We start from the raw sequence: 14,518 nt of genomic DNA on the forward strand, positions 1-14,518 counted from the left end.
AAATCGCACTATGAAAACCATCAATTAACGCATATAATTCGAATTATTTTTAATTTTACAGAATTATTATGCAATGAACGAACTAGATATAACAGATCGTAAGATTCTCACCCTCCTGCAACGCGATGGTCGTATGAGCAACGCAGACCTCGCCGATGCGGTTAACCTGTCCCCTTCGGCCTGCTTACGCCGTGTCAAACGACTGGAAGACGATGGTTACATCGATGGTTATGCCATGCTGGTCAATCAGGCAGCCGTTGGCAAACCGACCAATGTTTTCGTGGAAATCACCTTGCGTAGTCTCAGTGAGGAAACCGTCGATGCCTTCGAACATGCGGTTATCAATTGCCCGGACGTGCGCGGCTGTTATCTGATGTCAGGTGATGCGGATTATTTATTGCGCATTGCGTGCGCTGGCCCGGAAGGCTACGAACATATCCATCGTAATTACCTGTCACGTATGCCCGGTGTCTCCCGCATCCGATCCAGTTTTGCCCTGCGCACCGTCTGCAAGAAAACCGGCGTGAAAATGGCTGATATCTGATATAGTTTGTCTATGAAAAAGAGATTCTTCCCCAAAGGTCGCCTGACAGACCCAAGCCGTTGTGAAATGATCGCTCAGTTACTTGGGCCTAAGGCACAACAACGCGACCTGTTGATCGAAAACCTGCATGTCGTTCAGGACCACTTTGGTCATCTGGATAAAGAAAGCATCACTGCACTCGCCGAGGTTATGCGTCTGTCACAGGCTCAAGTCTATGAAGTTGCCAGTTTTTATGCACATTTTCATTTAAACGGGCCACCTGCCCCGCAACAATCCTGTGTCAGTCTGACCTGCGCGATGTTTGGGGTCGGTAAGGGTGCACCTGTTCCGTGCGTGGGGCGGTGTGCTGAAGCCCCGGTTTCCCTGCCGCGCGCACAGAAATCGCCACCCGATTATATAGATTATGCGGCCTACGATTATACCACCTATCGCCAATATAAGGGGCAATCCGATCAGGTTTTACATGCCTTGGAAGCCGCAAACCTGCGCGGTTTGGGCGGGGCCGGATTTAAAGTCGCTGATAAATGGCGTTTTTTTGATAAGGCCACAAATGCCGTTTTGGTCATCAATGCCGATGAGGGCGAACCCGGCACGTTTAAAGACCGTCACTGTCTGGAAAGAAACCCGCATAAAGTTATTGAAGGGGCATTGATCGCCGCCGATGTCATCAACGCCAAAGACATCTACATCTATTTGCGCGATGAATATGCCGATATCCGCCAGATCCTGCAAATCGAATTGCCAAAGATTGATACAGACGGGCGTGTTATTCACCTGCGCCGTGGAGCCGGGGCCTATATCTGCGGGGAAGAAACCGCCCTTCTGGAAAGTCTGGAAGGTAAACGCGGCCTTCCCCGCATCAAACCACCCTATCCCGCCCAGCAAGGGTTATTTGGTCGTCCAACCCTGATCAATAATGTGGAAACGCTTTGGCGGGTACAAGATATCCTGCAAAACGGGATTGAGGCCGGATCAAAACGGTTTTATTCCCTATCCGGTCGCATCCAAAAACCGGGCGTTTACGAAGCCCCCCTGACCATCACCGCCCAAGAACTGATCACCCACTATGGGGGTGGTCTGTTAGACGGTCACAAATTCAAGGCTTATTTGCCCGGCGGGGCATCCGGCGGGATTTTACCGGCCTATCTGGCAAACCTGCCACTGGGATTTGGACAGCTGGAACAATACGGCTGTTTTATCGGGTCGGCCGCCGTCATTGTGTTATCAGATCACGACAATATGAAAACCGTCTGCACAAATTTGCTGGATTTCTTTAACCACGAAAGCTGCGGACAATGCACGCCTTGTCGCGTGGGTTGTGACAAACTGTCAAATATGCTTCGGCACACTCTGGATACAGACTTGGCACAAGAATTATGTGCGGTCATGCGCGATAGCTCCATCTGCGGACTGGGACAAGCCGCCCCCAATCCGCTGCTGTCTGCCCTGACATATTTTGCGGAGGATTTTACATGATTTCCTTCACCCTGAACGGCAAAACCGTTCACGCAGAACAAGATGAAACCCTGTTTGATATTGCCCAACGCGAAGGCCTTTCCCTGCCGCATCTTTGTTCCGGCTATCATACACATAACAAAGCGGACGGGAATTGCCGCCTTTGCGTGGTCGAGGTCGAAGGCGAACGCACATTAAGCGCATCTTGCAAACGCACCGTCCACGATGGCATGAAGGTTCACACCCATTCAGAACGGGTCACAAAATCACGCAAGATGATTATGGAACTGTTGCTTGCGGACCATCCTGAACACAACCAAAGCCCAGACCCGAACGCGCACTTCTGGCAAATGGCGGATGAGGTCGGGATCCAAACTTCACGCTTTTCGCCACGCCCAACCCTTGAGCCCGATTTTACCCATCCGGCCTTGGCTGTCAATTTGAACGCCTGTATTCAATGTACCAACTGTATTCGCGCCTGTCAGGACCTGCAAAGCAATGATGTCCTCGGTATGTTTGGGCGCGGGGCGCGTTCCACCATTGCCTTTGATCAAAACGATCCGGTGTTTGACAGTACATGTGTGGCCTGCGGGGAATGCATCCAGTCCTGCCCAACCGGGGCCTTGTTGCCGCGTGATCCACAAACGGGGGACGCTGTTACAGCATCAAACAGTTTGAAACGTGTGGACTCGCTCTGTCCCTTCTGCGGGGTCGGCTGTCAGTTGACCTATCATGTGCGCGATAACCGTCTTATACGTGTCGATGGCCGCGATGGTCCGGCAAATGAAGAAAAGCTCTGTGTAAAAGGGCGTTTTGGTTTTGATTACATCCATCATCCGCAACGCCTGACCAAACCTTTGATCCGCAAGGAAGGCGCACCAAAAGAACAAATGGATCCCGCTAATCCCTTGAGCCATTTTCGCGAAGCCACATGGGATGAGGCACTGGAAAAGGCAGCCAATGGTTTTAAATCGTTCAAGGGGCCGGAACTCGCTGGTTTTGGGTCGGCCAAAGGGTCCAATGAAGAAGCCTACCTGTTTCAAAAACTGATCCGCACCGGATTTGGCACCAACAATGTGGATCACTGCACCCGCCTGTGTCATGCATCTTCCGTTGCCGCCTTGATGGAAGGCATTGGATCTGCCGCCGTTTCCGCCCCGTTTATGGATGCGTTAAAATCCGATGTCATTATCGTTATTGGGGCACGCCCGGCCCAAAACCATCCGGTTGCCGCCACTTATATTAAAAAGGCGGTTAAACAAGGGGCCAAACTGATCGTCATGGACCCGCGTCGCCAAGCCCTTAGTCGATTTGCCGATCATATGGTGCAATTTAAATCCGGGGCCGATGTTGCCCTGCTGAACGCCATGATCCACACCATTATCGACGAAAACCTTGTTGATGAAGAATATATCAAAACCTACACACAGGATTTTGAAAAACTGCGCAGCCGTATCCAATCTTTCAGCCCGGAAGACATGGCGCCTGTTTGCGGTATTGCACCCAATGAAATTCGCAAAATTGCCCGCCTTTATGCTGGTGCCAAACGTGCCCTGATTTTTTGGGGAATGGGCGTGAGCCAACATGTCCACGGCACCGATAATGCCCGTTGCCTGATCGCATTGGCCCTGATCACCGGGCAAATCGGGCGCGATGGCACCGGCTTGCATCCTTTGCGGGGACAAAATAATGTGCAAGGCGCATCGGATGCCGGATTAATCCCGATGGTCTATCCCAATTATCAGGCCGTTGGCGATAAAACCATCCATGACCGTTTTGCCGATTTTTGGCAGGCTGAGCTTGATCCCGATCCCGGACTGACGGTTGTTGAAATCATCCATGCCATTCAGGCCCGACAGATTAAATCCATGTATATTATGGGGGAAAACCCCGCCATGTCGGACCCGGACACCACCAACACCCGCAAGGCTTTGGCCTCCTTAGATCATCTGGTCGTGCAGGATATCTTTTTGACAGAAACAGCTATGTATGGCGATGTGGTCTTGCCCGCCAGCGCCTTTCCTGAAAAAACAGGTACATTCACCAACACCAACCGACAGGTACAACTAGGCCGACAAGCCGTTGATCCGCCGGGTGATGCCAAACAAGACCTTTGGATTATTTGCGAGATTGCCAACCGGCTGGGGCTGAACTGGTCTTATGATCATGTGCGTGATGTCTATCGTGAAATGGCCAGTGTCATGAATTCCCTCAACGCGATTACATGGGAACGGTTGGAAACTGAAAACAGCCTGACCTACCCCAACGATCAGGCCGTTCTATTCAGAAACGGTTTCCCCACAGAGACGGGCAAAGGACGTATCGTCCCCACCGATTTGATCCCACCGGATGAAGTACCGGACACGGATTATCCTTTCGTCCTGACAACCGGGCGCATGCTGGAACATTGGCACACCGGGGCCATGACACGGCGCGCAGGCGTACTGGATCAGATCGAAGCCCTGCCCGTTGCCTGTTTAAACCCGAAGGAAATGAAAAAACGCGATATCGAAGCCGGTGACATCATCACCGTTTCCACGCGGCGTGGCACGGTTGATATTCATGCGCGCCCGGACCGCGATGTCCCCCCGGGGATGGTGTTTATTCCATTCTGTTTCAAAGAAGCGGCAGCCAACCTTCTCACCAACCCGAAACTTGATCCTTACGGTAAAATACCCGAGGTCAAGACCTGTGCTGCCAAGGTAGAAAAAACCTAAGACGCTTCCTTGATAAACTTTGCCGAACGTTTGCGTACTTTCCAACGCTTGTCTTTCAAGGCCGGATCAATTGGATAAATGTTGTCGAGAAATTCTGCAACCACCCGGTCCCATGAAAAATGAAGGGCATGACTGCGACAGGCCGGAACAAGCTTGCCATAGGCTTTTTTTACCGCCTTGCTCAAATCATCGTGCAAGGCCCCAAAGGATGTCTCGCAAGCCGCCTGCTGTCCAAACACATCCAGCGGACCGGACACCGGATAGGCTGCAACAGGCACACCACACGCCAGACTTTCCGCCATCACAAGACCGAATGTATCGGTCAAACTGGGAAAGACAAAAACATCAGCTGCCGAATAACACAGGGCCAATTCCCGATCGCTGTAGGGGATATGGAATAAAACATCCGGGTATTTTTCCATCAATTCTTCGCGCAATGGGCCAGGGCCGACAACGACCTTGGAACCGGGCAAATCCAGATCAAGAAAGGCCGGAATATTTTTTTCCACCGCCAAACGCCCGACATACATATGAATCGGACGTGGCAGATCAAAGAAATCTTTTTCCTGTGGACTAAAGGTATCGGTATCCACCCCATGCGACCATTCAAAGACATTTTCAAACCCATAACGGGCCAATTCTTTCGCCACACTATGCGATGGAGAAAAGACGCATTTGCTCGGCCCATGAAATTTCCGCATCACATCATACAGACGATCAAGGGACAGAAACGGTAAACGTTCATGGACATATTGCGGAAACTTGGTGTGATAGGCCGTTGTAAAAGGTAATCCCTTTTTAAGACAGACCTTGCGCATCGACCAGCCGATCGGACCTTCTGTGGCAATATGGATCACATCCGGGCGCATGCGTTTCAGCATAGAACGGATTTTTCGCTGCGGAAAAACAGCCAAAGGAATTTCAGCATAACCGGGACAGGGAACCGTAATAAAATCGTTCGGAGAAATCACACTGACCTCAAACCCGCGATCCATCAAACGTGTGCGCAATGTATCCAGCACCCGAACCACGCCGTTAATCTGCGGATGCCACGCGTCTGTAACGATCAAAATATGCAAAACCGAACCTTTCCCCATCGATACAACCGATAGAGACAAACATGCAGGTCATGACATTTTGAAGACAGACGTATGATTCTTTTTCTAAAAAAAGCTCTAACGTGTAATTACACCATCTTTGCCGCTTAGATAACCTTCGATCAATTCGTATCCCAGCAGACGGTTTTGGTCGTAACGCCCCGGCATGCGCATCAACCATGTTGGTTTTGCGCTGAAGCCTACGCGTTCGTAATAAGGCGCATCGCCCACCAAAACAATCGCACCATATCCGGCCTTACCAGCCAAATCGATGACTTTTAACAACATGGCCTTTCCCAGACCCAGACCATGCAATCTTGGTTCAACAGCCAGCGGCCCCAACAACAATGCATCCCCGGCATTACCAGCTTGAATATTCCACAGGCGCACGGTTCCAACCAGTTCATCCTTTAAAAAGGCGACCAGTGACAGGTCTTTGACAGGATCACGACCGATCCGAAGCTGGTGGGAAGATTTGGTTGTCCAGTTTTCCCCAAGCGCCCGTGCAACAAGTGCGAAGATTTTTTCTTCATCCACAGGACACTGCGCTTCTGTTTTTATGGTCCATTGCATAATGTCCCATAGCAGTAAGCCACGGAAGCGCCAAGCCTTTTTCTATTAAATACAGAAAAAGGCCTGACAGAAAGAAACAACCGTTAAATTTTAAACGCGGTCATGGCGAACAGAACAACAGCCAAACCGATCAAAAAGGCTGTAAATCCACCACGCCACCCGGGGCTGGAAGACCTGAGATCAAGAAAATGGCGCAAGATACCTTCGGCTTTTAAAACACTAAAGCCAAACAACAGGGCCAATGCCAGAACGGAAAGATGCGGCACATCACTGCCGGCCTGCCCGCTGATCATGGACAAAATAGTCAAACCAACCAGCACGACCCAGACAATAAATAAGCGTGTCATTTTTTCTACCTCGCCAAATAAACCAGCGGATACAACAGCACCCAGATTAAATCGACCATATGCCAGAACGCACAAACCGTTTCCAAAACATCACGGCGTGGCTTCCAAATCCCGATTCCCAACAAAATCATGCCGAAAATAACATGCAAAAAATGAAAACCCGTCATCAGGAAAAACAACGTAAAGAACGTGTCGGTTTCAATGCCGATGCCATGATCGAACTTGTCACCATATTCGATCATTTTGATCACGCCGAAGACACCGCCTAAGGCAATCGCACCTGCCAACAATCCACGCGCGCGCTGTATCGATTTTGTTTCCACGGCAACGGCACATAAAAACCCGCTTGTGATCAGCACAATCGTGTTCACCCCACCATAGACACCGTCCAGCAAGGCTTGTGATTGACCAAAGCCAACCGGGTCCAGCATACGCGAGACCCCAAAGCTCAGGAAGAATGCACCGAACACCAACAATTCACTGATGATCAGAATCCACATCATCGGGTTGCCCGGCAGGTCGTCTAGTGCCCCCCAGCCACCACGTTCTTCAACTTGTTCCATCTATGAACCCTTTACCAACTGGCGATAAATTTTCGGTAAGGCCGTCGACAATTTGGCGACATGCCCGACAATTTGATAAGACCCCCGCCCAAAAATATAAGGGAAATAATCTTGTGCTTTTTGGTCTACCGTCACCCCGAAAACGCTCAATCCCATTTGTCGACATTCTTGTACGGCCTTGCGGCTATCTTCGATACCGTAACGGCCTTCGTAATGATCGACATCGTTGGGTTTCCCATCGGTAATCACCAACAACAATTTTTGTCGGTTGGGACGTTCTGCCAAATCTTCTGCCGCCGCCCGCAACGCCGCCCCAATACGGGTATAATATCCCGGTTTTAGGGCTGAAATCCGGCGTTGCACTTGTGGGCCGAAGGCTTCATCGAAACTTTTGAGACAATCCACCCGGACATAATCGCGTTTGCGCGATGTAAAGGTATTGATCGCAAAATCATCCCCACACGCCGCCAGACCATTGCCTAAAATGGTCAGGGCTTCTTTTTCCACGTCAATCACCCGGTGATTATCCAGCCAGCTATCGGTTGAAAGCGAGACATCCACCAGCAAGGAAATTGCCAGATCACGCGTTTGCATGCGACTGGATAAATAAAGGCGGTTACTGGACCGTCCACTGGCCTGAATATCGGCACGTGCGCGCACAACCGCTTCAAGGTCCAGTTCTTCCCCATCAGGTTGGGCGTGCAGAACCTCGCGTTTGGCTTGCAAGGCCTCGAATTGGCGCTTCACCCGGCGAATACGCCGTCTGGCGGCTTCATCCGGTGTCCAGTCTTCGCCTTCTTCCAAACCGGTGCGGATGAGAACACGGCAATGGTCCTGTAAATAAATGCCTTTACGATAATGCCATTCCGGCAAGACCTTTTCCCCGGTCAGGCGGGTTTCATCCACCTCATCCCCGGGCAGGTCCAGATCCATTTTGATCTTGGTTGCCGCCTTTTTGTCATGTTCACTGACGGTGACCCGTTCCAGATCGTCAATCGCCTTGACCGCTTCGTCTTCTTCTTCGTCTTCCACATTGCGGTTCACGTTCAACATATCGGCAATGGACATGATCTTGTCGTAAATGTGCAAAAAGAATCCATCATCACGGTTGGCCTGATCCAGTTCGCGGCGTTGTGAACGCAGCTTGCGATCGGTCGCCTGCTTGCGCGACATATCGCCGCCCATTTCCTGATCGCCTTTTTTAACGTTGGACATCTCGCGTTCAAGAATTTCACCCCATAACGGGACAGGCAAAAACGGCTTATATTGCAAAACCTCGTCATCCGGCAATGCACCGTCTTCAAAGATATAGGCCATTGCCGAATTTTCGGGTTTTTCCCCACCCAACAAATAAAGAACGATATCTTCAACCATGTTTTCCAGAGGTGGCAGGCCTTTTTTCGGGCGCATCATACGCAACCCATAAGACAGACGCGTCCAGATCGGACGAATGCCGGGTAATTCCTGCAAGACAGAAAGCTGGACTTCATAGACCCGTTTTAAAAACATCAAGTCACGATGAAAGGCATTGTCCGTTTCTTCCAGCTTTTCATCGGGACTTGCGGCAAAAAAGGCCGATAACCAATAGAAAAGTTCTTTGTTCAACTGCTTTTCGGGGAAAATATCCAGCTCGATCGGCAGCATTAATGTATGCCCGTCAAGTGTCGGGCGAATCGTTCGTTCTTCCCCCATCCCCAAACGTTGACGGAACGACAGTCGGTGGTGCGATGTTTCATTCTTTGCCGCTGCGATTTCCACACCCTTGGCGCCGCCAAGACCCCGGAAAAAGACGCCAAGGGACGCGCGCACCTGATCCAGTGTCACCGCTGCCTCGGGGTGGGACCCATAACTGGCCACCCCGTTGCTGATGATCCTGTGCCAATGCGAGCCGACAAATTCCTCGACCTCTATGACCTCCATCCAACTCATGTTCTTTTATCCGAATGTGACGCGAACGACTTCCAACAAGCCTTCCTTCACGTCGGGTTCATCGGTCAGCGGTTCAATCATCGCATGTAAAACCGCAGCATCAACCGTCATGCCTGCTTTAATCAGGCTTGCGCAATAAACGATCAAACGTGTGGACACCCCTTCTTCAAGGTCCTGACCTTTCATTTCACGTAATTTATTGGCCAAACGAACAAGCGGACGTACGCGATCTTCTTCCAGACCACTTTCACCCGCGATAATCTTTGTTTCCAGTTCCAGTTCCGGGAAGTCAAACTCGACCCCGAGAAAACGCTGACGCGTACTGGGTTTCAAGGATTTCATCACATTCTGGTAACCGGGGTTGTAAGAAACAACCAGCATGAAATTATCCGGTGCCACCAATTCTTCACCAGTACGATCCAGCGGCAAAACACGACGATCATCCGTCAACGGGTGCAAAACAACCGTTACGTCTTTGCGTGCCTCCACGACTTCATCCAGATAACAAATCCCACCTTCACGCACGGCACGGGTCAAAGGACCATCTGTCCAAACCGTGTCACCGCCTTTAAGCAGGTAACGACCCGTTAAATCCGCCGCCGTTAAATCATCATGGCAAGAGACTGTATAGAGCGGCAAACCGAGTCGCGCCGCCATATGGCTGACGAAACGGGTTTTCCCGCACCCGGTCGGCCCTTTAAGTAACAAGGGGAGCTTATTCTTAAATGCCTGCTCAAACAGGGTACATTCATTGGATGCTTCGACGTAATGAGGGATGGATTTTGTCATGATATTAGCTTTTTCTATTGTTAACATTTTTCCAAAAAGAAGGGCTATAAGGTTGATAAAACAACCCTATAGCCCCCCATTTACCTTAAGAGAATGGCAGAATTATGCCTGTTTCTCTTTGCCCGGCAGCAGCAGTGATACGACGATAATAATCGCACCAAGTACCACAACAGCACCAGAACCCAGACGCATCATGTAGAACAGACCAAGTTGGTCTTGTACGTCCATGAAACCTTCACCCAGAACACGTTGCAGGTGAGTTTGGACCGTACCAGCGAACGTCAGAACGAATGTCATGAACGAAACCGCAGAAGTGGTGATCCAGAAGCCCCACATGTTGAGCATTTGGTTGTAAGGCGAACGGCCCAGCAGGTTCGGCAATGCATAAGTCATGATGGCGATGTTAACCATGACGTATGCGCCATAGAATGCCAAGTGACCGTGTGCAGCCGTAATCTGCGTACCGTGAGTATAGTAGTTTACGCCACTTAATGTATGCAGGAAGCCCCATACACCAGCACCGAAGAAGGCCATAACAGCACAACCCAAAGCCCACAGCAGAGCTGCTTTGTTCGGGTGGTCGCGACCACCTTTGTAAACCATGTAGAAAGTAAAGACGACCATCGCAAAGAACGGAACAACTTCCAAAGTAGAGAAGATGGAACCGATCCACTGCCAGTAACCGGGTGTCCCGATCCAGTAGTAGTGGTGACCTGTACCCAAGATACCAGTGAACAATGTCAAAGATACGATCAGGTACAACCATTTTTCCACAACTTCACGGTCAACACCGGTCAGTTTGATCATCAGGAAGGCCAGAATTGATGCCATGATCAATTCCCAAACACCTTCTACCCACAGGTGAACAACCCACCACCAGAACATTTTGTCCAGTACGAGGTTTACCGGGTTGTAGAAAGCGAACAGGAAGAACACCGCAACACCCCAAAGACCGACCAACAGCACCAAGGAAACGGCTGTTTTACGACCTTTCAACACTGTCATCGTCAGGTTGAAAAGGAAAATAAGGGCTACGATAACAATCGCGATTTTACCCCAGAGCGGCTGCTCAAGGAATTCACGGCCACCGTGGTTACCCAACAGGTAGCTGACAACGATCGCAGCAGCGCCCAGGAAGAACGCCCAGAACTGGATGATCGCCAATTTGGTGCTGTGCAATTCTGTTTCCGCTTCTTCCGGAACCAGATAGTAAGCTGCACCCATAAAGCCCATCAACAGCCACACGATCAATGCGTTGGTGTGAACCATACGAATTACGTTAAACGGCAGAACGTCTGCCAACATGTTCGGAGCCACATAAACAGCACCGGCAAGCAAGCCGAACAGCACTTGGGCAACGAACAAAACGAGGGCACCCGTAAAGTAGTAAAGTGCCACTTTTTGAGATTGATATTTCATAATAATGTCCTCAGCTTTCACCCGTTAGCCCGCGTCATTCGGCGGCCAGTTTTGGGTATTGATTTCACTGGTCCATTTGAAAAATTCAACCAGCCCGTCCAGTTCTTCTTCCGTCAAGTTAAACTGCGGCATTTGGCGGCGGCCTTCAACACCTGTAGGCATGGCTTTCATCCATTCTTTGATGAAATCGGCTGCCCCTTCGGCATCGTCACGTCCACCACGACGAACCCAAACGTTACCCAGTTCCGGTGCGAAATAAGCGCCTTCACCAAGCAAGCTGTGACAGTTAACACAAGAATGCCGTTCCCAAACCTCTTTCCCAAGGGCGACTTTCTCATTCAGATTTTCCGGTTTGGAGGATTCGTCAACAAACATAACAGATTGGACGACCAACAAAGTGAAAATCGCAAAGAAGAAAATTGTTCCCCCGAAGAAAATGTTTCGAGCCGCACTAATCGTTAAGCGGTCTTTCATTTTAATCTCCATCAAACACAATATGGCGGAAGCGCCCCCTCAGGTACAACTTCAACCTATGCTGAAATCTAGACAAGCCTGCCTGATAGGTAATTGAGGTTGGTCAAAACTCACATCGTTTGACCATTTAAAGCAAGATAAACACTATCTTTTCGTTTTATCCTCCCCTATCATCTTTATAAAAATCACGTTCGTTACTCAGAGACACGTTCACAAGATGGCTTCGTATTTGAAAAAAGGAAATAAAATCGGGAAAAAGCTGATGACGCTTATCATTGCGTTCAGCTCTTTGATTACCTTTTTCATAACGGCAGTACAGTTGTTCTTGGATTATACCGAGCAACGCAATGATCTGGACGTCACACTTAACAGCGTCACCGTTAATGTACCGACAATTTCAGGTAGTGTCTGGAGCTTCGACGAGGAACAGATTCTTTTATCGTTGGAAGGCTTGGTCAACCTGCGCAATATCGAACATGTGGTCGTCAAAACCGAAAATGGAAAAAGCGCCTGGCAAGCCGGTGCCCAAAGATCCGAACATGTGATCGAACGCACCTATCCCCTGATTTATGATAAACGCGGTGAACAGGTAAACATTGGGAGCCTCAATGTTGTTGCCAGCCTTGATCAAATTTACGAGCGCGTTTTTTCAAAGGCACTCGGCATTTTATTCAGCAACGGTGTCAAAACCTTCTTTGTCGCCCTGTTTATGTTTGCCATCTTCTATCGTCTGGTTGCGCGCAGGTTAGGCGCCCTTGCTGAAAAAGTAGAGAGCATCACACAGGAACTGGCGCAATCGGATATTGACGGGCTTTACGAACACGACCCCAAAGATGATGAAATTCAGTCTCTGCGCAAAAGCTTTGACCATATGGGCGACAAACTGCGCGCAACATTCAACACATTGGCCGAGACCAATAAAAGTCTGCAGCATGCCTACGAAGAAGTTCAGACCATCAATTCCCAGCTTGAATTGCGCGTCCATGAACGCACCCAACACCTAAGCCAAGAAATCGTCGAACGCGAATATGTTCAACAATCCCTCAAAAACAGCGAACAACGCTTGCGCGACATCGCAGAATCGGCCTCAGACTGGTTTTGGGAAACGGGCGAGGATCACCATTTCACTTATGTATCCGGTCGTTGCTATGAAGTCACCGGTCTTTCGCAAGAAGATATTCTGGGCAAGCAGCGCCATGCCCTTGCGGCTTATCTCTCGCCGGATTATGAACGTGATATATGGCAGGCCTATGACGAAATCCTCCGCAATGAATTGCCGCTTGAAGATTTCCGCTATCGTTTAAAAACCCGCAACGGACAGATTCGCGTGATTGAGCTCAGCGGGCGCCCCTACTATGACACCAACGATCAATTTATGGGATATCGTGGTGCGGCGCGTGACGTGACCGATCAGGTTCACTATCAGGAACAACTGCAAAAAGCCAAAGAAAAGGCCGATGTCGCCAGCAAGGCGAAAAGTGAATTCATCTCCAGCATGAGCCATGAATTGCGCACCCCGCTCAACGGTATTCTTGGCTTTGCACAGCTTTTAGTTATGAACCCGAAAAAGGCCCTTGATAAACAGCAGGCTCTTTATGTTGATCAAATTCTCGGGGCCAGCAATCATTTGCTGACCCTGATTAATGAGATCCTCGACCTTTCAAAAGTGGAAGCCGGAAAAATCAACCTTGATATGGAAGTGATTTCCCCCATTGAGACCATAAACGACAATATCGATTTGTTGGAAGCCGCCGCCCGTGACTACGAGGTCACTATTTCCACAAACTACGATAACGTCCCGGCAGACGTACAAATCATTGCAGACGTGACACGGTTCAGTCAGGTTCTGATGAATTTATGCTTTAATGCGATTAAATATAACCGTCCGCAAGGCCGCGTGGAAATATCGCTCTGCGTTGAAAAGAAACGTTGGTTGCGCATCAATGTGAGCGACACCGGTAACGGGTTGACCCCCGACCAGATCAATCAGCTTTTCACCCCCTTTAATCGTCTGGGGGCAGAGACCACGGATACAGAAGGAACGGGTGTCGGCCTGTCCATTTCCCAAAAACTGGTTCATTTGATGCAGGGGCAAATCGGTGTTGAAAGTACCCCCGGTGTCGGCAGTACATTCTGGTTTGAATTTGAAGTCGTTCAAGCCAGCCCCGTTCAGCATCAAGAAACCACGACCGCATTTTCCCTGAACAATCAAAAACTGGAACTCCTGCCTTGCCGAGTTCTGTATGTGGAAGACAATCCTGAAAACATGATGCTGGTCAGAGAAATCTTCGACAAATTCGACCATGCGGAACTTTTGGAAGCTCAGACAGCCGAAGAAGGTCTTGAGCTGGCATCCACAAACCAGCTTGACCTTATTCTGATGGACCTGAACCTGCCCGGTATGGATGGGTTCAAGGCCTTGAATATTTTGAAACAACAAGAAGAAACAAAAGACATTCCTGTCTTTGCCCTCAGTGCCAATGTTCATCCGGAAACCATCCGGCGCGGCATAGAAGAGGGTTTCCAAAGTTTCCTGACCAAGCCTGTAGATATAGTAGCCTTGATTAAAACGGTTAACTCAGTCCTGAACGGATAGAGGGGAGAGAAACTA

The 14,518-nt window shown here is 49.8% G+C and carries 12 protein-coding genes; 4 read left to right on the forward strand and 8 right to left on the reverse strand.

Features of this window, described 5'->3' with window-relative positions; translation table 11 throughout:
- Positions 1–73: 73 nt before the first annotated feature.
- The 3 genes from IEW74_RS10390 to fdhF are packed head-to-tail and all read left to right on the forward strand — an operon-like array spanning position 74 to position 4,716.
- Entirely contained in the window at positions 74–544 is a 471-nt protein-coding gene (locus IEW74_RS10390) for an Lrp/AsnC family transcriptional regulator (RefSeq protein WP_188664528.1), read from the forward strand.
- 12 nt (positions 545–556) lie between these two features.
- Entirely contained in the window at positions 557–2,020 is a 1,464-nt protein-coding gene (locus IEW74_RS10395) for an NADH-ubiquinone oxidoreductase-F iron-sulfur binding region domain-containing protein (protein ID WP_229734312.1), read from the forward strand.
- Complete coding sequence (fdhF, locus tag IEW74_RS10400; RefSeq protein ID WP_188664531.1) at positions 2,017–4,716, forward strand: formate dehydrogenase subunit alpha; 2,700 nt, start codon at positions 2,017–2,019, stop codon at positions 4,714–4,716. Before IEW74_RS10395 ends, fdhF begins: the two co-directional genes overlap by 4 nt.
- On the opposite strand, the gene IEW74_RS10405 is transcribed toward fdhF, so the two are convergent.
- The 8 genes from IEW74_RS10405 to IEW74_RS10440 form a co-directional block, all read right to left on the reverse strand.
- On the reverse strand, positions 4,713–5,795 hold the full coding sequence (locus tag IEW74_RS10405; protein WP_188664642.1) for a glycosyltransferase family 4 protein: 1,083 nt from the start codon (positions 5,793–5,795) through the stop codon (positions 4,713–4,715). The genes fdhF and IEW74_RS10405 overlap by 4 nt on opposite strands.
- A gap of 96 nt (positions 5,796–5,891) precedes the next feature.
- Complete coding sequence (locus IEW74_RS10410) at positions 5,892–6,386, reverse strand: GNAT family N-acetyltransferase (RefSeq protein ID WP_188664534.1); 495 nt, start codon at positions 6,384–6,386, stop codon at positions 5,892–5,894.
- An 83-nt stretch (positions 6,387–6,469) separates the two neighbouring features.
- Positions 6,470–6,733, reverse strand: coding sequence for a cytochrome C oxidase subunit IV family protein (locus tag IEW74_RS10415; protein WP_188664537.1), 264 nt, complete (start codon positions 6,731–6,733; stop codon positions 6,470–6,472).
- 5 nt (positions 6,734–6,738) lie between these two features.
- Positions 6,739–7,296: a cytochrome c oxidase subunit 3 family protein gene (locus IEW74_RS10420; RefSeq protein ID WP_188664540.1), complete on the reverse strand. Its 558-nt coding sequence runs from the start codon at positions 7,294–7,296 to the stop codon at positions 6,739–6,741.
- Entirely contained in the window at positions 7,297–9,225 is a 1,929-nt protein-coding gene (locus tag IEW74_RS10425; RefSeq protein WP_188664543.1) for a nitric oxide reductase activation protein NorD, read from the reverse strand. It abuts the gene before it with no gap.
- 6 nt (positions 9,226–9,231) lie between these two features.
- Complete coding sequence (locus tag IEW74_RS10430) at positions 9,232–10,014, reverse strand: CbbQ/NirQ/NorQ/GpvN family protein (RefSeq protein ID WP_188664546.1); 783 nt, start codon at positions 10,012–10,014, stop codon at positions 9,232–9,234.
- A 102-nt stretch (positions 10,015–10,116) separates the two neighbouring features.
- Positions 10,117–11,433 (reverse strand): cbb3-type cytochrome c oxidase subunit I, encoded by a 1,317-nt coding sequence (locus tag IEW74_RS10435; RefSeq protein WP_188664549.1) that lies wholly within the window; start codon positions 11,431–11,433, stop codon positions 10,117–10,119.
- A 24-nt stretch (positions 11,434–11,457) separates the two neighbouring features.
- Entirely contained in the window at positions 11,458–11,907 is a 450-nt protein-coding gene (locus IEW74_RS10440) for a c-type cytochrome (protein ID WP_188664552.1), read from the reverse strand.
- A 262-nt stretch (positions 11,908–12,169) separates the two neighbouring features.
- On the opposite strand from IEW74_RS10440, the gene IEW74_RS10445 reads away from it, so the two are divergent.
- Positions 12,170–14,503: an ATP-binding protein gene (locus tag IEW74_RS10445; RefSeq protein WP_188664555.1), complete on the forward strand. Its 2,334-nt coding sequence runs from the start codon at positions 12,170–12,172 to the stop codon at positions 14,501–14,503.
- The last annotated feature ends 15 nt before the right edge of the window (positions 14,504–14,518 follow it).

It is taken from the genome of Terasakiella brassicae (assembly GCF_014641495.1).
Lineage (GTDB): Bacteria > Pseudomonadota > Alphaproteobacteria > Rhodospirillales > Terasakiellaceae > Terasakiella > Terasakiella brassicae.

Excerpts from the sequence above, each read along its gene's own strand:
- IEW74_RS10445 (WP_188664555.1), top strand. The coding sequence starts at position 12,170 with ATGACGCTTATCATTGCGTTCAGCTCTTTGATTACCTTTTTCATAACG.
- IEW74_RS10415 (WP_188664537.1), bottom strand. The coding sequence starts at position 6,733 with ATGACACGCTTATTTATTGTCTGGGTCGTGCTGGTTGGTTTGACTATT.
- IEW74_RS10390 (WP_188664528.1), top strand. The coding sequence starts at position 74 with ATGAACGAACTAGATATAACAGATCGTAAGATTCTCACCCTCCTGCAA.
- IEW74_RS10430 (WP_188664546.1), bottom strand. The coding sequence starts at position 10,014 with ATGACAAAATCCATCCCTCATTACGTCGAAGCATCCAATGAATGTACC.
- IEW74_RS10420 (WP_188664540.1), bottom strand. The coding sequence starts at position 7,296 with ATGGAACAAGTTGAAGAACGTGGTGGCTGGGGGGCACTAGACGACCTG.
- IEW74_RS10395 (WP_229734312.1), top strand. The coding sequence starts at position 557 with ATGAAAAAGAGATTCTTCCCCAAAGGTCGCCTGACAGACCCAAGCCGT.
- IEW74_RS10425 (WP_188664543.1), bottom strand. The coding sequence starts at position 9,225 with ATGAGTTGGATGGAGGTCATAGAGGTCGAGGAATTTGTCGGCTCGCAT.
- fdhF (WP_188664531.1), top strand. The coding sequence starts at position 2,017 with ATGATTTCCTTCACCCTGAACGGCAAAACCGTTCACGCAGAACAAGAT.
- IEW74_RS10435 (WP_188664549.1), bottom strand. The coding sequence starts at position 11,433 with ATGAAATATCAATCTCAAAAAGTGGCACTTTACTACTTTACGGGTGCC.
- IEW74_RS10440 (WP_188664552.1), bottom strand. The coding sequence starts at position 11,907 with ATGAAAGACCGCTTAACGATTAGTGCGGCTCGAAACATTTTCTTCGGG.
- IEW74_RS10410 (WP_188664534.1), bottom strand. The coding sequence starts at position 6,386 with ATGCAATGGACCATAAAAACAGAAGCGCAGTGTCCTGTGGATGAAGAA.